This is a genomic window from Domibacillus sp. A3M-37, from assembly GCF_024213455.1.
Taxonomy (GTDB): domain Bacteria; phylum Bacillota; class Bacilli; order Bacillales; family Domibacillaceae; genus Domibacillus; species Domibacillus tundrae.
This window is the reverse complement of record NZ_JANAVL010000016.1, coordinates 1-24,644: the sequence shown is the minus strand read 5'-3', so window position 1 is coordinate 24,644 and position 24,644 is coordinate 1. Positions and strand designations below refer to the sequence as shown.

Annotated in this window: 25 protein-coding genes; 19 read left to right on the top strand and 6 right to left on the bottom strand. The window is 42.3% G+C overall.

Annotated elements, in window-relative coordinates; all coding sequences use genetic code 11:
* Both NLX67_RS18040 and NLX67_RS18035 read left to right on the top strand, forming a co-directional pair.
* Window positions 1-831: a metal ABC transporter permease gene (locus NLX67_RS18040; RefSeq protein ID WP_254312858.1), complete on the top strand. Its 831-nt coding sequence runs from the start codon at window positions 1-3 to the stop codon at window positions 829-831.
* 16 nt (window positions 832-847) lie between these two features.
* On the top strand, window positions 848-1,264 hold the full coding sequence (locus NLX67_RS18035) for a Fur family transcriptional regulator (protein ID WP_254312829.1): 417 nt from the start codon (window positions 848-850) through the stop codon (window positions 1,262-1,264).
* A gap of 59 nt (window positions 1,265-1,323) precedes the next feature.
* Here the strand turns inward: NLX67_RS18035 and NLX67_RS18030 are convergent, their stop codons facing one another.
* From NLX67_RS18030 to NLX67_RS18020, 3 genes are all read right to left on the bottom strand, one after another.
* Window positions 1,324-1,890, bottom strand: a complete 567-nt coding sequence (locus NLX67_RS18030; RefSeq protein ID WP_254312857.1) for a hypothetical protein — start codon at window positions 1,888-1,890, stop codon at window positions 1,324-1,326.
* Window positions 1,891-1,895: 5 nt separating this feature from the next.
* On the bottom strand, window positions 1,896-2,990 hold the full coding sequence (gene ispG / locus NLX67_RS18025; protein ID WP_254312856.1) for a flavodoxin-dependent (E)-4-hydroxy-3-methylbut-2-enyl-diphosphate synthase: 1,095 nt from the start codon (window positions 2,988-2,990) through the stop codon (window positions 1,896-1,898).
* Between the two features lie 95 nt (window positions 2,991-3,085).
* The gene (locus NLX67_RS18020; protein WP_254312828.1) at window positions 3,086-3,607 is read right to left on the bottom strand and encodes a DUF1189 family protein; all 522 of its coding nucleotides are present in this window, start codon (window positions 3,605-3,607) and stop codon (window positions 3,086-3,088) included.
* Window positions 3,608-3,832: 225 nt separating this feature from the next.
* On the opposite strand from NLX67_RS18020, the gene NLX67_RS18015 reads away from it, so the two are divergent.
* The 7 genes from NLX67_RS18015 to pstB all read left to right on the top strand — a co-directional run bounded on the left by NLX67_RS18015 (window position 3,833) and on the right by pstB (window position 13,107).
* Window positions 3,833-5,467, top strand: a complete 1,635-nt coding sequence (locus NLX67_RS18015) for a Na/Pi cotransporter family protein (protein WP_254312827.1) — start codon at window positions 3,833-3,835, stop codon at window positions 5,465-5,467.
* A gap of 697 nt (window positions 5,468-6,164) precedes the next feature.
* Window positions 6,165-6,773: a superoxide dismutase gene (locus NLX67_RS18010; protein ID WP_046178792.1), complete on the top strand. Its 609-nt coding sequence runs from the start codon at window positions 6,165-6,167 to the stop codon at window positions 6,771-6,773.
* A 162-nt stretch (window positions 6,774-6,935) separates the two neighbouring features.
* Window positions 6,936-9,047: a peptidoglycan D,D-transpeptidase FtsI family protein gene (locus NLX67_RS18005; protein ID WP_256519983.1), complete on the top strand. Its 2,112-nt coding sequence runs from the start codon at window positions 6,936-6,938 to the stop codon at window positions 9,045-9,047.
* A gap of 300 nt (window positions 9,048-9,347) precedes the next feature.
* Window positions 9,348-10,328, top strand: a complete 981-nt coding sequence (locus NLX67_RS18000; protein WP_254312826.1) for a PstS family phosphate ABC transporter substrate-binding protein — start codon at window positions 9,348-9,350, stop codon at window positions 10,326-10,328.
* A 96-nt stretch (window positions 10,329-10,424) separates the two neighbouring features.
* The gene (gene pstC / locus NLX67_RS17995; protein WP_254312825.1) at window positions 10,425-11,369 is read left to right on the top strand and encodes a phosphate ABC transporter permease subunit PstC; all 945 of its coding nucleotides are present in this window, start codon (window positions 10,425-10,427) and stop codon (window positions 11,367-11,369) included.
* Window positions 11,369-12,253 carry a phosphate ABC transporter permease PstA gene (gene pstA, locus NLX67_RS17990; RefSeq protein WP_046178795.1) on the top strand — a complete coding sequence of 295 codons (885 nt, stop codon included), beginning with the start codon at window positions 11,369-11,371 and terminating at the stop codon, window positions 12,251-12,253. Before pstC ends, pstA begins: the two co-directional genes overlap by 1 nt.
* A gap of 44 nt (window positions 12,254-12,297) precedes the next feature.
* Window positions 12,298-13,107 carry a phosphate ABC transporter ATP-binding protein PstB gene (pstB, locus tag NLX67_RS17985; protein WP_254312824.1) on the top strand — a complete coding sequence of 270 codons (810 nt, stop codon included), beginning with the start codon at window positions 12,298-12,300 and terminating at the stop codon, window positions 13,105-13,107.
* Between the two features lie 46 nt (window positions 13,108-13,153).
* On the opposite strand, the gene NLX67_RS17980 is transcribed toward pstB, so the two are convergent.
* Window positions 13,154-13,597, bottom strand: a complete 444-nt coding sequence (locus NLX67_RS17980) for an endolytic transglycosylase MltG (RefSeq protein WP_046178797.1) — start codon at window positions 13,595-13,597, stop codon at window positions 13,154-13,156.
* Complete coding sequence (locus NLX67_RS17975; RefSeq protein ID WP_046178798.1) at window positions 13,594-13,956, bottom strand: helix-turn-helix domain-containing protein; 363 nt, start codon at window positions 13,954-13,956, stop codon at window positions 13,594-13,596. Before NLX67_RS17975 ends, NLX67_RS17980 begins: the two co-directional genes overlap by 4 nt.
* 148 nt (window positions 13,957-14,104) lie before the next feature.
* Here NLX67_RS17975 and NLX67_RS17970 point away from each other — a divergent pair, with 148 nt between their 5' ends.
* From NLX67_RS17970 to NLX67_RS17930, 9 genes are all read left to right on the top strand, one after another.
* Window positions 14,105-14,671, top strand: coding sequence for a DUF4912 domain-containing protein (locus NLX67_RS17970; protein WP_254312823.1), 567 nt, complete (start codon window positions 14,105-14,107; stop codon window positions 14,669-14,671).
* A gap of 30 nt (window positions 14,672-14,701) precedes the next feature.
* The gene (locus tag NLX67_RS17965) at window positions 14,702-16,972 is read left to right on the top strand and encodes a glycosyltransferase (RefSeq protein WP_254312822.1); all 2,271 of its coding nucleotides are present in this window, start codon (window positions 14,702-14,704) and stop codon (window positions 16,970-16,972) included.
* Window positions 16,969-17,832 (top strand): nucleotidyltransferase family protein, encoded by an 864-nt coding sequence (locus tag NLX67_RS17960; RefSeq protein ID WP_254312821.1) that lies wholly within the window; start codon window positions 16,969-16,971, stop codon window positions 17,830-17,832. Before NLX67_RS17965 ends, NLX67_RS17960 begins: the two co-directional genes overlap by 4 nt.
* 51 nt (window positions 17,833-17,883) lie before the next feature.
* Entirely contained in the window at window positions 17,884-18,033 is a 150-nt protein-coding gene (gene rpmG / locus NLX67_RS17955) for a 50S ribosomal protein L33 (protein ID WP_046178801.1), read from the top strand.
* A 45-nt stretch (window positions 18,034-18,078) separates the two neighbouring features.
* A complete protein-coding gene (locus NLX67_RS17950; RefSeq protein WP_254312820.1) occupies window positions 18,079-18,639 on the top strand; it encodes a 5-formyltetrahydrofolate cyclo-ligase in 561 nt (186 codons plus the stop codon).
* 57 nt (window positions 18,640-18,696) lie between these two features.
* Window positions 18,697-20,241 (top strand): rhomboid family intramembrane serine protease, encoded by a 1,545-nt coding sequence (locus NLX67_RS17945; protein ID WP_254312819.1) that lies wholly within the window; start codon window positions 18,697-18,699, stop codon window positions 20,239-20,241.
* Between the two features lie 15 nt (window positions 20,242-20,256).
* Window positions 20,257-20,466, top strand: a complete 210-nt coding sequence (locus tag NLX67_RS17940) for a YqgQ family protein (RefSeq protein ID WP_254312818.1) — start codon at window positions 20,257-20,259, stop codon at window positions 20,464-20,466.
* Between the two features lie 2 nt (window positions 20,467-20,468).
* Window positions 20,469-21,395, top strand: a complete 927-nt coding sequence (locus NLX67_RS17935) for an ROK family glucokinase (RefSeq protein ID WP_254312817.1) — start codon at window positions 20,469-20,471, stop codon at window positions 21,393-21,395.
* 241 nt (window positions 21,396-21,636) lie between these two features.
* Window positions 21,637-23,508 carry an LTA synthase family protein gene (locus tag NLX67_RS17930; RefSeq protein WP_254312816.1) on the top strand — a complete coding sequence of 624 codons (1,872 nt, stop codon included), beginning with the start codon at window positions 21,637-21,639 and terminating at the stop codon, window positions 23,506-23,508.
* A 64-nt stretch (window positions 23,509-23,572) separates the two neighbouring features.
* Here NLX67_RS17930 and NLX67_RS17925 read toward each other — a convergent pair whose 3' ends face one another.
* On the bottom strand, window positions 23,573-23,749 hold the full coding sequence (locus tag NLX67_RS17925; RefSeq protein WP_046178806.1) for a DUF2759 domain-containing protein: 177 nt from the start codon (window positions 23,747-23,749) through the stop codon (window positions 23,573-23,575).
* Window positions 23,750-23,921: 172 nt separating this feature from the next.
* Here NLX67_RS17925 and NLX67_RS17920 point away from each other — a divergent pair, with 172 nt between their 5' ends.
* Entirely contained in the window at window positions 23,922-24,551 is a 630-nt protein-coding gene (locus NLX67_RS17920) for an MBL fold metallo-hydrolase (protein WP_046178807.1), read from the top strand.
* Window positions 24,552-24,644: the final 93 nt, after the last annotated feature.

Below are 24,644 nucleotides of genomic sequence, written 5' to 3'. Positions count from 1 at the left end.
ATGATAGAAGCCATTTTTACGTATGAATTTTTGCAAAATGCTTTTCTTTCCGGCGCTATTATCGGTGTTATCGCACCGCTGCTAGGTGCTTTTATCGTTGTCCGGCGTTTATCCCTTATTGCAGACGCGCTTAGCCATGTAACACTGTCTGGCATCGCTGCCGGCTTGTTTCTCGGACAGACGATCCCTGCGTTTACGGCAGTAAACCCTCTTTATTTCGGGATGGCTTTCTCTGTTGGCGGTTCATTACTAATTGAGCGGCTGCGAAGTGTGTACAAGCATTATCAAGAACTGGCGATCCCGATTATGATGTCAGGAGGCATTGGGATTGGCGTCATTTTTATTTCACTTGCTGACGGATTTAATACGGATTTATTCAGCTATTTATTCGGCAGCGTTAGCGCGGTCAGCAGAGAGGATCTTTATGCGGTGATCGGTATTAGCGCCATTGTCTTGATTACCGTGTACTTTCTCTATAAAGAATTGTTTATTTTGTCGTTCGATGAAGAGTATGCTAAAGCGTCAGGAATTCCCGCAAAAGCCGTTCATATGGCGTTTATTATTTTAACAGCACTTGTCATTGCTGTTTCAATGCGGATTGTAGGGGTATTGCTTGTATCAGCCCTGATGACACTTCCAGTTGCGGCAGCGATGCGTGTCGCGAAAGGATTTAAACAAACAATTTGGCTATCTGTTTTATTTGGGGAAATATCTGTGCTTACCGGTCTCATCAGTGCTTTCTATCTTGATCTTGCGCCAGGTGGGACGATCGTTGTAACCTCGATTCTTATATTACTTGGCGTGATTATTTGGAAAAAGGAGAAAAACTAATGGAAGGGGGTCCATCATGAATGTAACAAAAGCAATGGAAATTATGAAAGAAAAAGGCTACAAGCAAACGGGAAAGCGTGAAGAAATGCTGGCGCTTTTTGCCCGCCATGATAAATATTTGACTGCTAAAGATGTGCTTGAAGAAATGAAGGAAGGCTATCCAGGACTGAGCTTTGATACGATTTACCGGAACCTTGCTCTTTTCGCAGAAATGGATGTTCTTGAAGAAACGGAATTATCAGGTGAGCGCCACTTTCGCTTTGCCTGCGCACACAATCACCACCACCATCATTTTATATGTATGGACTGTGGAAAGACAAAGGAAATTCATATGTGTCCGATGAATGAAGTAGAGGAGCTGGCTGGCTGTGAAATAACCGGGCATAAGTTTGAAGTCTATGGAAAATGTGAAGTGTGTACAAAAAAAGCGTGACTCGGAGATTCCCTGAGTCACGCTTTTTTACGTACGCAGCAACGGACTGATTTTACACCCTACTGAAGCCACTGCTGTACCCATAGATCTGCTTCATGCCAGTTATCAACGCGTATAACATCATTTGGCACCGTATCTTGATTATAAGGGGTATTGAATAGGACAACAGGAATGTTAAGCTCTTCAGCCAGCATTACCGCATTATCATGCTTGTCTTCAAAAAAGATATCGACTCCATGGCGTTTTGCTGCTGCCACTTTGTCATGTGAGCCGATCAATTCGATATGATCATAATGAATCTCCTGATCATGAAACCATTGTTCGGTAATATCGAAAAGATGCTGGCGCCTCGCGCTGATAAAAAGCAAATGAAACGTTTTTTGCCATTTTGCTAAAACTTTGTCCGCTCCTTCCGCAAGAGGAGAAGCGGCGTAAATAGCCGGCTCTGTTTGATCAAACCAGTCACGCATTTTATCAGGACAAATGTTTAGCGCTGCGGAAAGATCATATTGCTTGATGTCCTGCAAAGTAATGTTTAATGAAAACGAATCATTAATAAAGGGAACGAGGCTGGCCGGACATGTAACTGTCCCATCGATATCAATGCCAAAACGCTTTTCTTTCATTTTTTTCACTGTTCGACCGCAAGCGCTTGTTTACGATAATGTTCTTCCGCAATTAAATCGATTTCTTTTTTCAATTCTTCGACCATCGTTTCTTCCGGCACTTTTCGCACCGTTTTGCCGTGGCGGAATAAAAGACCTTCACCGCGGGCACCCGCGATGCCGATATCTGCTTCACGCGCTTCTCCCGGACCGTTTACCGCACAGCCTAAAACAGCGACTTTAATTGGGGCTTTAATCGTTGAAATGTACTCTTCTACTTCATTGGCGATGGCAATCAAATCAATTTCAATACGTCCGCATGTTGGGCATGAAATAAGTGTAGCGGCATTAGCAGCGAGGCCAAATGATTTCAACAGTTCACGAGCCACTTTTACTTCCTCAACAGGATCAGCACTTAATGAAATGCGAAGCGTATTGCCAATGCCTTTGCTTAAAATCGCACCGAGACCGGCCGCACTTTTCACTGTGCCGGCAAAAAGTGTACCAGACTCAGTAATCCCTAAATGAAGGGGATAATCAAACGCTTTAGACGCTTTTTCGTACGCTTCAATCGCCAGGTTGACATCAGATGCTTTCATCGAAACGATAATATCATGGAAATCAAGGTCTTCCAAAATTTTGATGTGATGCAGTGCACTTTCAACCATGCCGTCTGCAGTCGGATAGCCATATTTCTCAAGAATTTTTCGCTCAAGGCTTCCTGCGTTGACGCCAATTCGAATAGGGATGCCTTTAGCTTTCGCTGCATTTACGACAGCTTCTACTTTTTCACGGCGGCCGATATTGCCGGGATTGATACGGATTTTGTCAACGCCTGCTTCAATTGCTTTCAGCGCCAATTTATAGTCAAAATGAATATCAGCAACGAGCGGAAGATTGATCTGGCTTTTGATGGAGGCAAGTGCGTCTGCAGCGCGTTCATCCGGAACGGCGACACGGACAACTTGGCAGCCTGCTTCTTCAAGACGGTTAATTTCTGCAACAGTTGCTTCTACATCGTGTGTTTTCGTTGTGGTCATGCTTTGAATAACGATTTGATCGTTGCCGCCAATCGTCAAATTGCCGACTTTAACTGGACGGGTTTTCGTGCGGTGGGTGATTTCACTCAATGGTGATTCGCTCCTTTAAAAGTTAATCTAAATATCATTTCAGTTCCATTCTATCAGAGGGACGCCTGTTCAGACAACAATTGCGTTTACTTCGGTGCGCCAGGCAGATAGCGGATCGAAAGAAAGAGCATACCGGCAATCAACAGCCAATCAACTGCGTAGGCATAAGGAAATGTCCAATGTGCCAATTCAGCTAGCGTTGTCAGTAGAGCTGACAGACTGAGTGCATAAGCGGCCATTCTAAATAAATGTCGATATTCACCACGTTTTTTTAAGCGGGAAACGACAACAAGACCAACTCCTGCAAAGATCGATGCTTTTAAAAACAACATGAATGATAACAAAATATAATAGAAAAAAAGAGCAACGGGAATAAAGATAAACGTATTTTGATCCATCATTAATAATGGCAGCACTTCTTCAACCGTTTTTTTAGCTGATTCCTTACCCGCGGTCATGTAAACGAATGCAGCAATGAAGGCAGGCAAGCTCATAACGAGTGCCAATGCAAAAAGATACTGAATGGTTTTTCCAATTCCTTGCAGTCGGAAAGCAGCGATATGTTTTGGCGAGTACAGGCTTTTAATGAATTGTTTATATAACGGCATAAAGGTGAGATCCTTTCTGAAAGCAAAATCAAACTTATTATATAGCAGGTAACGGAACGAATCTATGTCATTTTTTAAAATAATTATTATTTGTAATATAGTAGTAACATTTTCAGCTTATTATTAATAAAATGTAAATTTTAAGTGTAGGTCTTTACTTTATTTATATATTCTCTTCATAATTGGGGAGGATTTTGCTGAAAACAATTGACTGGAGCTGGAAAAATGGAGATTGATATCCAAGAAATGCTGTTCCAATTTTTGGGCGGACTTGGGATATTTTTGTATGGCATTAAACAGATGGGTGATGGATTGCAGGCTTCGGCAGGCGACCGTCTTCGGGAAATCCTGGACCGGTTCACGACGAATCCGTTAATGGGGGTGCTTGCCGGAGTATTAGTTACCGTTTTGATTCAAAGCAGTTCGGGCACAACCGTTATCACCGTTGGATTGGTCAGTGCCGGTTTTATGACGCTGCGACAAGCGATTGGTGTTATTATGGGAGCAAATATTGGGACGACTATTACGGCATTTATTATTGGAATCGATATTGGAGAGTACTCCTTGCCGATTCTTGCTTTTGGCTCGATGCTGATTTTTTTCTTTACTAGTAAAAAATTGAATAATATTGGCCGGATTGTTTTCGGATTTGGTTCACTTTTCTACGGACTTGAATTAATGAGCGGCGGAATGAAACCGCTCCAGCAGCTTGATTCTTTCCGCGAATTAACATTGAATATGGCTTCAAGTCCGATTTTGGGCGTATTTGTCGGCACCGTTTTTACAATGGTCATTCAAAGTTCCAGTGCGACGATTGGGATTTTGCAGGGGCTTTTTGCTGAAGGACTTCTTGAACTTGATGCTGCACTTCCGGTTCTATTCGGGGACAACATTGGGACAACGATTACAGCAGTTCTTGCTTCGATTGGTGCTTCTGTAGCGGCAAGACGCGCTGCCGCAACGCATGTGTTATTCAATATCATTGGCACAGTCATTTTCTTAATTATTTTGCCGCTCTACACGGCCTTTATCAGTTATTTGCAGCAATTAATGGGGCTTAATCCGGAAATGACAATTGCTTTTGCACATGGCACCTTCAATGTGACGAATACATTCATTCAACTGCCGTTTGTTGCGGTTCTTGCGATGATCGTAACAAAGCTGATTCCAGGTGAGGATTCATTTATTGAATATAAACCAAAACATCTTGATCCGATTTTTATTGAACAGTCGTCTTCTATAGCCTTAAGCCAGGCAAAAGAAGAAGTGGTCCGTATGGGCGACTATGCGATTAAGGCAATGGAAGAAACGCATCAATACTTAAAAACAAAACATCAAAAGCATGCTTCAACAGCGGAACAGCTTGAAGAAGCAATTGATAACCTTGATCAAAAAATTACAGATTATCTTGTAAAAGTGGGTTCTAAGCAAATGAGCGCGGCAGAATCAGAACGCCATTCGACGCTGCTAGATGCTGTTCGCGATATTGAGCGGATTGGAGACCATGCAGAAAATGTATGCGAATTAGTAGAATACCAGCAAGCAAATAAAGTCTTAATTTCAGATCAGGCATCTGCGGATTTAGATGAAATGTTTAAATTAACGATTGAAACAGTATCAAAATCAATCCGTTCGCTTGATTCTAATGATATGGATCTTGCCCGACAAGTGGTTGAACAAGAAGAGTTGATCGACAAAATGGAAAGAAAGCTTCGTAAGCAGCACATTTTACGCTTAAATGATGGAAAATGTACAGGTCAGGCGGGTATGGTTTTTGTCGATATCATTTCGAACTTAGAGCGTATGGGAGACCATGCGGTAAATATAGCGGAAGCCGTTCTCGGCATCCGTGACTTATAAGAGAAAGCAGCCGTTATGGCTGTTTCCAGGCTGTCGGCAAAGTCGTCAGTCTTTTTTTGAAGGGGCCGATAGGTGAAGCAAAAAGGACTTCGCTTTCCGCGGGCAGTGCGTGAGCCTCCTAGTCGCTCCCGCTCCTGCGGGGTCTCACGTTCACCGCTGTTCCCGCAGGAGTCTGCATCCTTTTTGCTTCACACCGTTTTTTAAAAGAGCTGCGAATGTTCGTGCCGTTTTTTGGCTGGCTTTTATTCACGAAAACGAATGGGGCATCGTAACGGTCCCATTTTGGCGCTGTCGCCAGAGGAGCATGTCCCCATGAACCAGCTCTTTTATGCGCTGCTTTTATAGAAACAGCGGCGGCGGGCTTGCGGTGAAGACTCCTGCGGGACTAGCAGGCCAGGTGAGATCGGTAGAGGCGCGCAGCGACGGAAACGAGCTCACCTGGCCTGCCCGCGGAACGCGAAGTCGCGAGCCCGCCGCATGTCGGCTCCAATCAGAAAGCTATACACCGCCATCACCAAAGAACAAGGATGAAGAAGAAAAATCAAATGTGCTGACAAAAGGTTTTATTTGTCTACACTCTGAAAGCAGCCGTTATGGCTGCTTCTTTTTTTATGGGCATAATCGTTGCACCATATTCATAATTTTGTTAATCTTGTTATGTTAAGTAAATCACTTTATTTTTGGGAGGAATTTTACAATGGCTTTTGAACTACCACAACTACCTTACGCGTATGACGCACTAGAGCCCCACATCGACAAAGAAACGATGAACATCCATCACACTAAACATCACAACACGTATGTTACGAACTTAAATGCTGCTCTTGAAGGCAACGAAGAGCTTCTTTCTAAATCAGTAGAAGAAGTAATTGCTAATTTAGACGCAGTTCCTGAATCTGCACGTACTGCAGTCCGCAACAACGGCGGCGGGCATGCGAACCACTCTCTTTTCTGGCAGCTTCTTTCTCCAAATGGCGGCGGCGCTCCATCAGGTAAATTGGCGGAAGCCATTGACGCAAAATTCGGAAGCTTTGATTCATTTAAAGAAGAGTTTGCAAAAGCAGGCGCAACACGTTTCGGTTCTGGCTGGGCATGGCTGTCTGTTGCAAACGGTGAAATTGAGCTTTCAAGCACACCGAATCAAGACTCACCAATTATGGAAGGCAAAACGCCAATTCTAGGTCTTGATGTTTGGGAGCACGCGTATTACTTAAACTATCAAAATCGCCGTCCTGACTACATTGCTGCATTCTGGAATGTTGTCAACTGGGATGAAGTATCAAAACGGTACGAAGCAGCTCTTTAATAGAAAGTGCTGGATGAAAGCCGGTCCGATTATCGGGCCGGTTTTTTGGTGGAAAAAAGTATTTAGTTTCGGTACAATGGATAATAAAGTATAAGAAGCATAGAAAGGGTTAGGCGGTTGAAAAAAGTGAACAAAAAGAAAAAAACGCACGTGCCGTTTCGGATGAACATGCTGTTTTTTGTAGTGTTTCTATTATTTTCGGCACTCATTTTCCGGCTTGGCATTGTTCAAATTGTTCAAGGAGAAGATTTTCAGCGCAAAATTGAGCGGACAGAAGACGTGACAGTCAATACGAGCGTTCCACGCGGAAAAATATATGACCGTGACGGTGAAATTGTCGTGGATAATGTTCCACAAAACGCAATAACGTATACCCGCTCATCAAGTCCAGATACAGAAGAAATGATGCAGACAGCGGAGAAGCTTGCCCAGTTGATCGAAAAAGAAACAGATCAAGTAACAGAGCGGGACATGAAAGACTTTTGGATTGGAAAAAACGAAGAAAAAGCAAAAGCGAAAGTGACAGAGGCTGAATGGACCGCATATGAAAATGACGAGCTGCTAGAAGAGGATATTTATGATCTGCAGCTTGAGCGCATTACTGAAGGTGATTTGAAAGGGTTGTCAGCTGCAGAACTTGAAGTGCTGGCTATTTATCGGGAATTTACATCCGGTTACGCACAGACCCCGCAAATTGTAAAAAATGAAAATGTAACAGACGTGGAGTATGCAGTGGTCAGCGAGAATTTATCATCACTCCCAGGAGTGAATACAACAACGGACTGGGAACGATCCTATTCTTATGAAAACACATTAAAAACGGTTCTGGGAAATATTTCTTCTTCTAAAGAAGGATTGCCGAAAGAAATGGTCGATTATTATTTAGCCCATGATTACAGCCGCAATGACCGTGTCGGCAAAAGTTATTTAGAATATCAATATGAAAATGTGCTGCGCGGCCAGAAAACAAAAATGAAAAACATTACTGATAAATCCGGAAATGTGCTGGATTCCGAAATTATTACAGAAGGACAAAGAGGAAAAGACCTTGTCCTGACAATTGATATGGACCTCCAGACAGCCTTAGAACAAATTATTGAAGAGGAACTTAAAAAAGCTAAATCGGGCTATCATCCGTTTTTAGACCGGGCATTTGTTACAATGATGGATCCGAATACAGGTGAAGTCCTGGCTATGGCTGGTAAAAAATACGAGGTGGTTGACGGCAAAGCGGAAATTTTTGACTTCGCCCTGGGTAATATGACAACGTCTTATGCGATGGGATCGGCTGTTAAAGGCGCTACCGTGTTAACTGGTTATATGACTGGTGTAAACGAGCCAGGTGAGTATATGGTAGACGAACCGTTGAAGTTTGCTGGGACAAACCCGAAAAGCTCCTGGTTTAACCGTGGCGGTGCTTTTGGCATTAGTGACACGTATGCGCTAATGCGGTCATCGAATGTATATATGTTTAAAACAGCAATGAAGATTGGCGGCGCGAGCTATGTTCCAAATAGAAGCTTGGACATTGATATTGACGCTTTTACGACAATGCGTAATTACTTCAGTCAGTTTGGCCTTGGTGTAAAAACGGGAATTGATTTGCCCGGCGAACAAGCAGGCTATAAGGGGATAATTGATAAAACTGAACCGGGTAAACTGCTTGACTTCGCTATTGGTCAATTCGATACGTACACGCCCCTTCAACTTGCGCAGTATGTATCCACAATCGCAAATGGTGGCTATCGTATGCAGCCGCGCCTTGTAAAGGAGATTAGGGAGCCTATTTCGGAAACAAACAAAATTGGTCCAATTGCGAAAGAAATTCAGCCAACTGTATTGAATACACTGGATCTTGAACCAGGATGGATTGAACGTGTTCAAGAAGGATTCCGGCTCGTTGCGCAGGCGTCTGAAGGAACAGCATCAAGCTATTTTGGCGATGCGCCCTATAAAATGGCTGCTAAAACGGGTACGGCAGAAGGCGTGTATGACGGTCCATTAAAAGAGCCGAATAAACATGAAATGACCTGGAATGTAACACTTGTTGGATATGCTCCATACGACAATCCGGAAGTTGCCATGGCAGTCGTCGTTCCATGGGCGTATGAAGACAGTTCCAGCTCCATTCCAATTAACCATTATATCGGCCGGCGGGCCATGGACAAATATTTTGAACTGAAGGAACAAAAAGTAAATGAAAAACCAACTGAAGCGGTAATCGATCAAGATATTGTTACAAAAACAGAAACGACTAAGTTAGAAAATGAGTAAAAAATGGTCTTTCCGTCAAACGGAAAGGCCGTTTTTTTTTTACAAAAGGATCGTTTTGCACAATTATTTGATCTTTTTCATAAAAAAAATGAATTTTTTTTAGTTATTTGCAAAAACTATAAAAGCTGTCTATTCAGCAGTCGTAATCGCTTTCAATATAAAAAAGCAAGGTGCATTTCTCATAATTATGTGGGATTTACAAAACCTTAACATTTTATTAAAACCTTATTAATACTCATCCTTTATTGTATTTAGTGTAGCGAATAACAAAAAAACAAACTTGCAGGGGGAAATGAAGAAATGAAACCAGTCAAAGTTCTCACGTTATCAGCACTAGTAGGATCGGCGCTCGTATTAGGCGCATGCGGCGGCAACGCTGATACAGGAACAAAAACAGAAGATGGCGCAGGAGATCAAGCTGGCGCAGGCGATGCACAGCTTCAAGGCGAAATCTCAATCGATGGTTCATCAACTGTTTATCCAATTGCTGAAGCAGTGGCAGAAGAGTTCATGCTTGAACAGCCCGATGTGAAAGTAACAGTTGGATTGTCTGGAACAGGCGGCGGCTTTGAGAAATTCATCGCTGGCGAAACACAATTGACCAATGCATCACGCCCGATCAAAGAGGAAGAAGCAAAAGCTCTTGCAGACGCGGGTATTGAATATACTGAACTGGAACTTGCTTATGACGGATTATCCGTTGTTGTAAATAAAGACAATGACTGGGTTGACCAGTTAACAGTAGATGAATTGAAAAAGCTGTGGTTAGATAATGGTTCAACAAAAAAATGGTCAGACATTCGTGAAGGCTGGCCGGAAGAAGAAATTAAGTTTTATTCACCAGGAACGGATTCTGGAACATTTGATTATTTCGATGAAGTAATACTTGACGGTGGTCAAATTGACAAATCAGCCACTCTTTCGGAAGACGATAATGTTCTTGTCCAAGGTGTGACAGGTGACGCCAATGCAATCGGGTACTTTGGTTACGCATACTACCTTGAAAATAAAGACAATGTGAAAGTAGTGCCAATCGTAAACGAAGCAGGCGATGCAGTTGAACCAAATCACGAAACAATCGAAAGCGGTGAATACGCTCCACTTTCACGCCCATTGTTCACATATGTAAGCAATGCAGCATTCGCAGATGACGAAGCTGTTGCAGCTTATACGCAATTTACACTTGAAAATGCATCAGTTCTTGCGGAAGATGTTGGCTATGTTTCACTTCCAGAAGAAAAATACACAGAACAGCTTGAAACACTTGAAGGCTTAAAGTAATTACCACTGGATTAAAAAGCGGATAAAGATTAAAATATACACCAATAGAGGGCGATGCCCTCTATTGGTGTACGTGGGTTGAAAGGAGCAGGCGGGTTGAAAACAACAAATAAAGACCTTAGTCCGGTTCAGCAGCTGCTTGAAAAAAAATATAATGGCGGCTTTTTGAACAGAAGTGAAAAAGTTATTCCTGCGGTCTTGTTTATTATGGCTGCGGTCTCTGTCTTAACAACATTAGGGATTGTCTTAACATTAATTTTTGAAACAATTACGTTTTTCCGTGATGTATCGATTGTTGAATTTTTCACATCAACAGAGTGGTATCCATTCTCGAATACAGATCCTGTTTATGGTATTTGGCCGCTTGTATTGGGTACACTGAAAATCACGTTGATCGCTTCTGTTTTTGCTATCCCAATCGGCCTTGCTGTTGCGCTATACTTGAGTGAGTATGCAGGTACACGTACACGCAAAATTATGAAACCGATTCTTGAAGTGCTTGCTGGTGTTCCAACGATTGTATACGGATTTTTCGCCCTAACGTTCGTAACACCTGTTCTGCGCGAAGTATTTCCCTCATTGGAATTGTTTAATGCTATCAGTCCAGGGATCGTTGTGGGAATTATGATCATTCCAACGATTGTTTCGTTATCTGAAGATGCTCTTTCTTCTGTCCCAGAGCCTGTTCGCCACGGCGCGCTTGCAATGGGATCAACCAAATGGGAAACAGCTTCAAAAGTTATTTTTCCAGCAGCTCTATCCGGTATTCTTGCGTCGATCGTTCTTGGCGTATCCCGTGCAATCGGTGAAACGATGATTGTATCCATTGCAGCAGGCTCAACGCCGTCTGCCGCGCTGGACTTAACGTCATCATTACAAACAATGACTTCCTACATCGTGCAGGTTACAACTGGAGATGCAGGATTTGGCACGACAATTTATTACAGTATTTATGCAGTCGGCTTTACATTGTTTGTATTCACTTTACTGATGAACATGCTCGCTCAGTTCATTTCGAAGCGTTTCAGGGAGGAATACTGATGGGAAATACAACTCGAGTTAAATCAGAAGAAATGATTGGTCGTATTGATGGCCGGCTTATGAAAAACAAAGTGATCAAAGGAATCTTTTTAGCTGCAACTGTGTTTACATCGATTATTTTGATCATATTGCTTTACCGTATTATTTCACAAGGTGCTCCTTATTTATCGTGGGACTTTTTCCAAAACTTTGCTTCACGCCGTCCGGAACAGGCAGGAATTAAAGCAGCTGTCGTCGGTACGCTTTGGATGATGAGTGTTGTTATTCCAACAGCGGCTATTCTCGGTGTCGGCACAGCCATTTATCTGGAGGAATACGCAAAGAAAAATGCGCTGACACGCTGGATTCAAATGAATATTTCAAACTTGGCTGGTGTGCCGTCTGTTGTGTTTGGTTTACTCGGACTGACGATTTTTGTCCGCGTTCTTGGATTTGGAAACAGTGTTTTGGCTGCCGGTTTTACAATGGCTTTGCTTGTTTTGCCTGTTGTTATCGTGGCATCTCAAGAAGCTATCCGTGCCGTTCCAAATGAATTAAAAGAAGCTTCATTTGGCCTTGGTGCGACAAAATGGCAGACAATATACCGTGTCGTACTTCCTTATGCGATTCCTGGTATTGCAACCGGGAGCATTTTAGCCTTTTCTCGCGCTATCGGGGAAACGGCTCCATTGATTGTTGTCGGGATCCCGACATTTGTAGCTTTTTTGCCGTCCGGGTACTTGGATTCATTTACAGCACTTCCGATGCAGATTTACAACTGGACAAGCCGGCCGCAAGTTGATTTTCACAATCTTGCTGCTGCCGGGATTATCATCTTGCTCGGTGTGCTCATTTTAATGAATTCTATTGCCGTCTGGATTCGAAATCGTTACCAGGCGAGATAACGGACTTTTGGAAATAGTGATTGAAAATTTGGAGGTAATCTTACATGGCGTTAACTGCGGTAAACTCAACGAAAAATAATCAAACGGTACAACAGGAAGAAGTACTCGTTTACAATACAAAAAACTTGAATTTGTGGTATGGTGATCACCATGCGCTTAAAAATATTAACCTGGGCATTAAAGAAAAAGATGTAACGGCGATTATCGGCCCATCCGGCTGCGGAAAATCAACGTATATCAAGACATTAAATCGAATGATTGATCTTGTGCCAGGCGTTAAAACAAACGGGACAATTGAATATCGCGAGCGTGACATTTTCAGCAAAGGCTTTCTTGTCGAAGAATTGCGCACGCGTGTCGGAATGGTTTTTCAAAAGCCAAATCCATTTCCGAAATCGATTTATGAAAACATCGCGTTCGGGTTGAAAATTCATGGTATTAAAAACAAACAAATCATTACTGAAACTGTTGAAAAGAGTTTGCGTGGCGCAGCATTATGGGATGAAGTAAAAGACCGGATCCATGAACCTGCCTACGGCTTGTCAGGCGGACAACAGCAGCGTCTTTGTATTGCACGCTGCCTGGCTCTTGAGCCAGACGTCATTTTAATGGATGAACCAACGTCTGCACTTGACCCTGTTTCAACATTAAAGGTAGAAGAACTTATTCAAGAGCTCAAAGAAAAATATTCGATTATTATTGTGACACACAACATGCAGCAAGCTGCCCGGATTTCAGATAAAACGGCTTTCTTCTTAAATGGGGAAGTGGTGGAGTTTGATGCAACCGACACGATTTTCAACAGCCCTGCAGACAGCCGTACAGATGATTACATCTCAGGACGGTTTGGATAATGAAAAAGAAGCCGGCGCAATTGCGCCGGCTTTTATTATGGAACGGTTATTTGGTTAACACTTCTGCGATCTCTTGCTGGGTCATCCCATTCTGAAAAGTAAACGATCCAACCTGCAGCTTGTCTGCATATCCGTTTTCTATTAAATATTGATTAAAAGAGGATTCGTCTTCAAGGATACCTGATTGTTTTAGTTTAGCCGCTGCTTCATTGGAAGAACTGCCCTGTTCGATCAAAACTGTCACAGACTCAGTGGCAGGTTCTTCGGTTTGATTTTGCGCTTCATTACTTTCTATCGGGGCAGCAGCCTGCTGTGAGGCCTCTTTGGAATCTACTTTTTGAACGGTGTAATTTTCTTCTGTTAACACTTGAATCATTTCTTCCGTTGATAATTCAGCGGGCTTATTTGTTTCAGTTTCATTAAAGATAAAGAGGGAAGCCGAGGCAGCCAGCAGACCAAAACCGAAGGAGCGAATGGATTGTTTTTTCATTTTTGATTCTCCATTCGCTTTCTCGCAGCCAGAATAGTTTTCACTTGATCTATCGAAAGAGAAGATTGACTCGCAATTTGCAGAAGTGATGTTCCTTGCTGATAAAGGGCGATTACTTGGCTTTGAATAATTTCATTTACCATGACCGGTTTTCTCACCGTTATAGAAGGAGCATCCCCAATAAGTAGTTCTTCCTCAAGCACTTTTAGTTTTTTATTGAATTGATAATGTTCCTGCAGCATTTTCATTGACAGCTCTTCAAGTTCTTTTTCAAGATGCCGTTGTTTATCTTGTATAAAAAACGACAATAAAATAAAGAAGGCACCGGCACATGCCAATCCGATTATAAGTCCGTTCATACAAAATCTCCTTTCATCCTTCTTTTGTTATTGTATCATATCAGGCAGTCGAGTAGAGCGGTGCGCTGGTGATTGCCGCATACTATTGAACATGATACCATAATGGTATAATCAGTTTAGGAAAACTGCCGGACCGGGGTGATACATATTGATTGAAGAAATTGTCAGGCTGAAAAGCCAAAATTTTTCATGGGAGCAAATTGCGTTAAAACTTTCGATTCCAAAACAGCAAGTAAAACAAAAATGGCGTCGTTTTATGACGAAAAAAATGAAACTGGACGTGAAAAATGAACTTCATACCGTTTTTTTATCAAAAGAACGTCTTTATTGTAAATGGCACATTCATCCTCTGCTGTTAAAAGCGGCCTTTTATTGTGAGAAGCCGTTAAATACAGAGGTGCTCGATCTCCGTATTTTTGATGTAACAGATATTTATTTTAATGGAACGAATGCTCATTCCGTTACATGTATAAAAGTAAATATACAAGATCACTGTTGGACCATCAAAGGATTAAAACAAAATCGCTCTTATGTTTGTGAAATCGGCTATTTAACAAAAAATTATATATTTTGGCCGATTTTGCGGTCACATCCGGTTCATGCTTCATATGAACGAAATACAGATTATATATTTAAGCTAAGAGCAGCGGAAGAATTTTATCATCATCCTTTTAGTGGACCGAGTTGGATTGAGCATCCAGATTGCTTGCGATAAGGCTACAATAGGTGAAGGAGGTAAGGGAAAATGAAATTTTCTTTTTCAAATATTATGATGGTAGATCATCCCTTTCGGCCTCTTGCCCTGGCCGGGTCGACGATGGACAGTAAAGAAATAGTGGAAATGATGAACGTATATGGCTATTTGTTGGCAGCGGCAAACCGCGCGGAACCCGGCAAGCCAGTGACAGCTGTTGTTAATTTGTTTGCGTTAGGCTGGTTAAATGGCGTTCGCGGGAAAATGGCAGTCAACTCCTTTATTAACCACCATGCTAATCACATATCAGCTGATCTACTGCGTACGCATAATGGATCGTTCATTCAAGCATTTCGGGCATTGATTGCTGACGAAAAACTTCTGTTGCTGCCAGTATCGCTTAGTCATTTTCCATTAACTGCGTATATGATAAAAGGAGCGGCAGCGGAAGATTTAAAGCGGACTGCTGCTATATGGAAAGAATTATTTGGCACTCCACCGCCGTCTATCTGGCTTCCGCGTGGTGCCTACATGCCCGGAATGGATGAACTTCTTCAGCAAGAAGGCTGTCAATTTGTTTTTCTTCCTAATGATGCCTTCCCGCCTGATGAACAACATCATGTTCAATGGATGTCGCCACGCGGACTCGATATTTTTCCTTATCAGTATGAAGGTAAACAAAATGATAAAGAATCAACTGTCATTCTTTACTCGTTGACCGGAGATAATGCATGTCGACGATTTAAGGATATCGATGAAGAACGAGTACCAAAATTAGACATTTCTTCTGTCAAACGAATGATTCATTTTCCATTCGTGTACGAAAACATGAATAAGGGGCAAGCATTGATTACAGCTGAAGAAATTCAGCGCTGTGACCCTATTTTTTATTTAAAAGAAGAGTGGGATGAAAAATATGTGTCTGCCATTTTTGAGGCAGGAGGAGTCTTCGATCTTGAATGGACGTATTGTGTGTATGCCTCCATCTACGGGCTTGAGGAGGAATTAACAAGTGCTGTGGATTCGCTTCGATATTTACTTGACGGGGCACGTAAAGAATTTCCGGATTTAGATTATGCGCACCAGCGCATGCGGCTGCATTACGGGGTGACGATGTTGTCTAAGAAGCCTAGTGAAAGTGTGGAGGAAATGGAAGGGGCCATCCTACTGTTGACGTGGGAATATCCACCAAATATTGTTGGCGGAATGGCCCGTCATGTGCACGGTCTCGCTGAGTCGCTTGTTGCTTCTGGACGTGAAGTGATTGTGCTGACAGCTTCTCATCATGAAACACCTCAATATGAAGTTGTAAGCGGTGTTCATATTTATCGAACAGGTCCGCTTCATAAAGGCGAACATGACTTTTTAAAGCAAACGTCTGACTTAAATTTATGTCTTTTCCAAAAAGGAACAGAGCTGATTCGTGACTATGATATTGCTCTTATCCATACACATGATTGGCTGACAGGAGACGCCGCGGTTTTATTGGCTGAACAACAGCAACTGCCGCTTGTGTCTACGATCCATGCAACTGAGCATGGGCGTAATAATGGCTTGCATAATGAATTGCAGCATACGATCGCTTCAAAAGAAAAAGCGCTTATTGCGGCATCTAATACCGTGATTGTCTGCAGCCAGCCGATGAAAGAAGAATTACGGGTTTTTTACGAAGCTGGCGAGAAAGATATTTATGTTATTCCAAATGGTGTTGAGTTTGAAGCGAATGTCTCAACCCATACACGGTTTAGTCATATAAAGCCCTTTATTTTCTCGATTGGAAGAATGGTATTTGAAAAAGGTTTTCAAACATTTTTTAATATCCATTTAAAAGACTTGAAAAAAGAAAATATTCAGTTTATTATTGCGGGTAAGGGTCCTTTACTTGAAACATGGCGTGAAGAGGTCAAAAAACGTGGACTTGAAAATAAGATTCATTTTGTCGGATATGTCAGTGATGAAGAGAGGAAAGCGTTATTCCAAACATGTGAAGCAGCTGTGTTTCCAAGCTTGTACGAACCGTTTGGAATTGTAGCTCTTGAAGCGATGGCATTTCAAAAGCCCGTCATTGCAGCCGCAACAGGGGGATTAAAATCGTTTGTTTTGCATAAACAAACCGGTCTTTTATTCGAGCCTGGAAATGCGGAAGATTTATCAACAAAACTAGCTGCTATTCTTGATCAGCCTGAATATGCAAATGAACTTGGTATAAATGGGCATGAAATGGCAAAAGAGCTTTACAGCTGGAATCACATCAGTGCACAAACAGAAAAGGTATATGATCAAACCGTTTTCATCAAAAAAATGGAAGGGGTTCGCACATGATAGGCATCTTGCTTGCTGGGGGGCGGGGAAAGCGATTGCGCCCGATTACCGACCGCATACCAAAGCCAATGGTCCCTTTACTGAATAAACCTCTTTTGGATTACAACTTAAACGTTTTTAAAATGAATGGCATTTCTCGGGTCATCATGACAGTTTGCTACAAAAAGGAAATTATTCAGCAGCACGCAGGATTTGGACAGCAAAATGGACTGGACATTCAATATATTGAAGAACATAAGCCGCTCGGTACGGCAGGAAGTTTATTTGCTTCAAGTGGATTGTTCAAAGAAACATTGGCAGTTTTAAGCGGGGATGCATTAACAAATGTACCGCTTCGTCATGTGTATGATTTTCATAAGGAGAAAGGGGCGCGTATTACAATTGTCACAGCGATGGCTGAGCGCCCTGAACAATTTGGTGTTTGTTTGACTGATCAAAAAGGCAGACTGTTGTCGCTTTTAGAAAAACCTTCTGAGGCTCATTTGTGGACAAATCAGGTGAGCACAGGCATTTATTTAATTGAACCATCTCTTTTTGAAGAATATTTTTTTCAAGGAGAAGTAGATTTTGCGAAAGATGTTTTTCCGGCACTTCTTGCCAATCAGGAACCGATTTATGTATATGAAACAAATGCGTACTGGCAGGATATTGGCACGCATCGCGCATATAAGCTGGCTGAAAAGCGGTTGAAGCGAGGAATCCCTGGAATTACAAGCCGATTGACGCCATTTTATCCGTTGTCTAACACATTTTCTGCTTCTGTTTTGCAAGAAAAAAGCGGGCATTTGGAGCGGTCGGATTCTTATTCGTCAATGTTGAAAAAACAGGCTGGTATTTCTGACGAAAAGGTGCTATTATAGTAAAGTCGCAAATGACTTGAAAATAAGCGAGACAAGTTTGGAGGGAAAAACATGCGTGTAAACATTACATTAGCTTGCACTGAGAGCGGTGACCGTAACTATGCTACAACTAAAAACAAACGTAACAACCCGGATCGTCTCGAGTTGAAAAAATACAGCCCGCGATTGAAAAAAGTGACAGTGCACCGCGAAACGAAGTAAGCAGCAGGAGACTTTCCTGCTGTTTTTTCTGTTGAGGAGGAGCAAATGGACAAAAAAGAAATGAGGAAAATGATCAAGCAGCGGCTTGCTGCAATGGATCGGCCGGTATATGAGCAAAAAAGTTTCGATATAGCTGCAAAAATGTATGCGCTTGCGGAATGGAAACATGCCAAAACGATTGCCATTACAGTTTCAGCTGACTTTGAAGTAGATACATGGCAGCTGATTCGCTTCGCTTGGCTGACTGGCAAAATTGTTTGTGTGCCAAAATGCAGCCCGGACACCAAGAGCATGCAGTTTTACCGATTAGAGAAGTTCTCGGATCTCGAAAAAGTTTATGCGGGTCTTTATGAGCCAAATCCTGAAAAAGCAACACCCATTTTTTCGAATCAATTAGATTTAGTCATAGTACCTGGACTTCTTTTTGATCAAAAAGGATTTCGAATTGGTTTTGGCGGCGGTTACTATGATCGCTTTTTATCTTCGTATGAAGGGCAAACAATTTCATTGGCATTTTCCATTCAATTGCTTGAGACACTTCCGGTTGAAAAGTACGATTTGCCTGTTCAGAAAATTGTGACGGATGAAGAAATCATCATTTGCTAAAAACTGTCCTTCTTTCTTTACCGTCCGAATTAGTTCCGTTATAGTGGTATCAACAGGATGGACGAAAGTAGTGATGAAATGACAACGCAAATAGATGTGATTTTTTGGCGGCTGGCTTATTTTCTCGTAGTGGAACAGGAGTATACGCTAGTCAGACTGAGCCAGGATCGAAGTGAAATACTGCTTGAGAATCGTTCGATCAAAGAAGCGGCCATTATCAGGCTGTCCCGGCAAAATCTTGGATGGGCAGCCGGTCTCAGACGGGATATTGAGAAAACACTATGGATCGGCGAACGACTTCGAAAGCAAATAGGAACAAGAAAACTCACTATGTTAAATATCATTGTGTCTCCCAATAAACCGGTTGATGAGTTTTCACAATTCATCAGACCAGCTGAAAGTGGGAAAACAAAAGCATCAACGTTGCTGTTTACCGAAGATGAAGTAACAGGGCCGCTTCAAGAGCTGGAAGCCATTTTATCGCCGGTTCCGGAACTGAGAGATTTTGATGGGGCGGAAGACGAAGCAACGGCATATGAGCGGGCAGTATTATCACATGAAGTAAAGAGAAAAGAAGAAGAAAAGCGGTTTTTTCATTATGGGAAGCCTTTTTTCACCTATGCTTTTACCGCCGTTAACATCATCATGTTTTTACTTATGACACTCGCTGGTGGAAGTACCAATACAGAAGTGCTCATCCAATTTGGTGCAAAGTTTAATCTACTCATTTTAGAAGGGGAATGGTGGCGCTTTGTTACACCGATCTTTTTGCATATTGGGCTGCTGCACCTTTTAATGAACTCATTGGCTTTATATTATTTAGGAATAGCAGTTGAGCAAATATATGGCCGATTACGGTTTCTCTGGATTTATCTATTTTCTGGTTTCACAGGAAGCTTGCTAAGCTTTTTGCTGACGCCAAATTTATCTGCGGGCGCAAGCGGTGCTATTTTTGGTTTGTTTGGTGCTCTTCTTTATTTTGGTGTCACGAAACCAAAGCTATTCTTTCGGACAATGGGAATGAATGTGCTCGGCGTCATTGGTATTAATCTTGTTTTTGGGTTTACCATACCCGGAATCGATAATGCGGGCCATATTGGTGGCTTGATTGGCGGGTTTTTAGCGACGGGCATTGTTCACTTTCCAAAAAAGCGGCGTCGGCTTCAGCAAATGGCGTTTTCAGCAGTGGCGTTGGCCTCAGTCGGCGCTGGTTTGTTTTTTGGATTTCAGCATGGATATGCAGCGGTTGATGCTCAATCAATTAACATACGAGCAGCGGAAGAACTTGATGCTGGAAATGAGCAGGAAGCAGAACGTATTTTATCAAACTTTATCAAAAATGACGGCAAACCTTCTGCTGAAACGTATTTTTATCTGGGTTTTATTGAAGTGGGTGATGGGCGCCTGACACAAGCAGAAAAACACTTTAAGCAAGCGGTCGCTTTGCGAAACGATTTTCATGAAGCACATTACAATTTAGCACTTATTTATTCCGAACAAGGCAGTCGGAACGAAGCTGCAAAATCTGCGGCAGCAGCGATGAAGTATGCACCAGATGAGCAAGTGTACAAAGATCTTGCGGGTAAATTGACCAATGAATAAAAGCAGGGTGAAAATATGAGAACAATTTTTGATGTTCAGCAGCTGCTAAAACGCTACGGTGTGTTTGTGTATATCGGCAACCGGGTGGCGGATTTGCAGTTGATGGAGCTGGAGCTAAAAGAGCTGTACCGGTCCCAGCTAGTGGAACCGAAAGAATACCAAATGGCGCTGCTTTTATTGCGCCAGCAGATTGTAATTGAAAAAGAGAAAGAACAGGAGAAGTGATTATGGCAGAAAAACGGCTTGCTGCTTTTGACATTGGCGGAACATCTATTAAAATGGCTTTTTTAACGACAGAAGGGGACATTATTCGCAAGTGGTCTATTCCGACTGATCGGTCAGATAGTGGCGCTCGTATTGTTGGTGACATCGCCCGCTCTTTTTACGCAGAATTAGCGGCAGATGGGCTGACTACTGTAGACGTTTTGGCAGCGGGTGTCGGCGCTCCGGGTCCTGCTGATCCGGTAGAAGGGACAATTTCGGGGGCTGTTAACATCGGCTGGCCGAATGGATATCCATTAAAGAACTTGCTTGAAGAAGCTATTGAACTGCCTGTCTTTATTGAAAATGATGCAAACTGTGCGGCACTTGGTGAGATGTGGCGGGGCGCAGGAAGCGGTACAGGAGACGTTGTATGTGTGACGCTTGGCACAGGGGTTGGCGGCGGCGTGGTATCAAAAGGGATGATTATCACAGGCGTTAACGGGGCAGCAGGAGAAATTGGTCATATAACCGTTGAGCCGGAAAATGGATTCCTTTGTAATTGCGGCAAGCACGGCTGCCTTGAAACGGTTGCTTCGGCTACGGGAATTGTTAACTTGTACAAACAAGAAGGAAAAGAGGCCCCAGATGCCCGAACCGTATTCGAACAAGCTGCAGCGGGTGATGAAGCAGCAAAACGTGTTATTGATCGCTGTGCCTTTTATTTAGGTCTTGCGATTGGCAATATTGCTAACATTGTAAACCCGGCTAAAATTGTTTTAGGCGGCGGTGTATCAGAGGCGGGAGCTGCTTTGTTAACACCGCTGGAAGGGTATGTTAGACAGTATACATTCCCGCGTGCAATGGATGTGCTGTCAATAGAAAAAGCACAGCTCGGTAATGATGCCGGTGTGATCGGTGCGGCCTACTTGGCAAAAGTCATGACGGTTTAACATGGAAAGAGACTGTCCCATGGTTTGGGGGCAGCCTCTTTTTTTTATGAAACTTTTTTGTTTTTTATACGTATGATTGAACAAGCGGAATCGTCATGAAACTATTATATAGAGCTATTTTGGCATTCTGTTTGATTTTTTGTAAAAAAAGTATTAAGATTGGAAAAGGCAATTTACAAAAGGTTAAAAATTTTTAACCCCTGAACGGTTTTGTTACAGATGTAACGAGGAGGCTGGAAAAATGACAAGAACAATACGCAGCAACATTTCGCTTATTGCTGTCGCTGTTTTGTTCTTATGGATGAAAACATATATCGTCTATAAAACAAGCTTTAACATGGATATTGAAAACACGCTGCAAGAATTTATTTTACTGATTAACCCGCTCAGCTTTATTATGCTGGCAATGGGTGTCGGATTTTTCTTTAAAAGCGATAAAACACGTAATCGTTACCTACTGGGTATGAGCTTTTTCTTGAGTTTCCTGCTGTTTGCCAATGTTGTCTTTTACCGCTTTTTCAACGATTTTATTACGATGCCGCTTTTATTTCAAACGAGTAACTTTGCCGATCTTGGCAATAGTGTAACAGAAGAGTTTAACGTAGCTGACATTTTGTATTTTGCAGATGTCATTATTTTATTTCTTCTGCTTAAATTTAAACCATCGTTTGTGAAATTTCGCCCAATGTCAAAAATGAATCGCCGTGCTTACTTTTTGTCAGCTGCTGCGATTATGTTTTTAAATCTTGGATTGGCGGAAATTGAACGGCCCCAGTTGTTAACAAGAACGTTTGACCGGGAAATGCTTGTGAAAAATATTGGTACATTTAACTATCATATTTATGACATTTTCCTTCAGTCTAAATCGTCCGCTCAGCGTGCACTGGCTGACAGCAGTGAATTAACAGAAATCGGAAACTTCTCTGATGCAAATTATGCAGCGCCAAACGATGAATTGTTCGGTGCCGCAAAAGGGAAAAATTTAATTATGGTATCTGTTGAATCAACACAGGCTTTTGTAATGAACAATAAAGTCAATGACCAGGAAATTACACCATTTTTAAATGATTTTGCGAAAGAAAGCTTAAACTTCACGAATTTCTATCATCAAACCGGACAAGGAAAAACGGCTGATGCTGAGTTTTTAACTGAAAACTCTCTTTATCCGCTGAGCCGTGGAGCAGTTTTCTTTACACATTCAGGCAATGAGTTTAATTCAATGGCTGAAAAGCTTAAAGAAAACGGCTATTTTCCAAATGCAATGCATGCTAATAACAAAAGCTTCTGGAACCGCGATATTATGTATGATGCGATCGGATATGAACGTTTTTATGATGTAAATGATTATGACGTTAATGAAGACAACAGTGTGAACTGGGGAATGAAAGATGAACCGTTTTTTGAACAGTCGGTGGGCTTAATGAAAGAAATGCCGCAGCCGTTCTATTCAAAAATGATCACATTAACGAATCATCATCCGTTTTATTATGATGAAGAAGATAAAATGATCGATGAATTTAATTCTAACAGCGGCACGTTAAACCGCTATTTCGTCACTGTCCGTTATACGGATGAAGCATTGAAAACCTTTGTAGAAGATTTAAAAGAAGCAGGTCTGTATGAAAACTCTGTCATTGTCCTGTACGGTGACCATTACGGTATTTCTGAGAATCATAATGAAGCGATGGCTCAATACCTTGGCAAGGAAGTAACGCCTTACGTATCAGCAGAGCTTCAAAAGGTACCATTTCTGATTCATATTCCAGGTGTGGATGGACAAGAAATCTCAACGGTAGGCGGACAAGTAGATGTACGCCCAACGCTATTGCACCTTCTTGGAATCGACACGAAGGGTGACATCCAGTTTGGACAAGATTTGCTGTCTGAAGACCATGAAAACTTCGCAGCATTCCGTGACGGCCGTTTTGTCACTGAGGATTACGTATATGCCGGCGATGCATGCTGGGATAAAGCAACAGGTGAACAAACAGATGCAACCTACTGTGCACCTTATATCGAAAAAGCTGCAACAGAATTAAATTATTCGGATCGGGTGATCTATGGCGATTTGCTTCGCTTCTATGATCCGGATTCTGCGATAAAAGAACAATAAAAACTGCCTTTCGAGGCAGTTTTTTTGCATGAAAAAAGCACCCGATCAAAGTCAGGTGCTTTTTTTAATGGGCTGCTGGATAGCCATGATTTAAAATGGTCATGATGGTGAACCAGCCGATAACACCAGCTGTACCAAGTCCAAAGAAAATACCGAGCGGGTTTTTGTTTTTCAACGCACTGATTGTGCTGAATACTGCAAGAATGGCAATAAGCGCAAAAATGATTGTTAAACCGTTCATCGTACCAAACCCCTTTCTATAATGAATCAATAAAAAGAACTATGTAATTGCAAAACACACCCCTATTGTATAAGTTTTTTTAGTATTTGTCGAGAGTGAAAACGGATAATTCTTTTATCAGCGGTGATTTCCTGTTACGATACAAAAGGATAATGAGAAAGGTGGAGATCATATGGATTGGACTCAATTGCCGCTTGGCCCGCTGCAAACTAATTGCTACGTGCTTTCCCACGAGTCTAAATGTATTATTTTTGATCCGGGGTCAGAGGGAGATCAGCTCGTTAGCTGGCTGCAAGAAAATAAATTGGAGCCATTGGCTATCTTGCTGACACATGCTCACTTTGACCATATTGGCGCTGTCGGTTCGCTTAAACAAACGTTCAACATTCCTGTCTACCTTCATAAGGAAGAAGAAGCATGGCTTGAGAATCCAAAGTTGAACGGTTCAAGCCGTTTTGGCATGGGGGTCATTACCGCTCCTTCGGCAGATGTCCTCATTGACAAGGAAAAAGAGCTCACTGTTGGCTCGTTCACGTTTAAACTGCTGCATACGCCCGGCCATTCGCCAGGAAGCGTTTCATATTATTTTGAAGAAGGCGGCGCCTTATTTGCAGGGGATACACTGTTCATGGGCAGTATCGGGCGTACAGACCTTGCTGGTGGCAATCACCAGGTCTTGATTGACAGTATCAATGAAAAAATTATGTCCCTGCCTGAAGAAACGATTGTGCTCCCTGGACATGGACCAGCAACGTCCATTATTACAGAAATGGACAGCAATCCATTTTTAAACGGATTTTAAAAAAGAGAACGCCGCCAGGTAGTGACCCCTTAAAGTTAGAGTTTCAATTATGCAGCTAATTGGCTGGCATGAGTCCGGTATTGCACCGGGCTC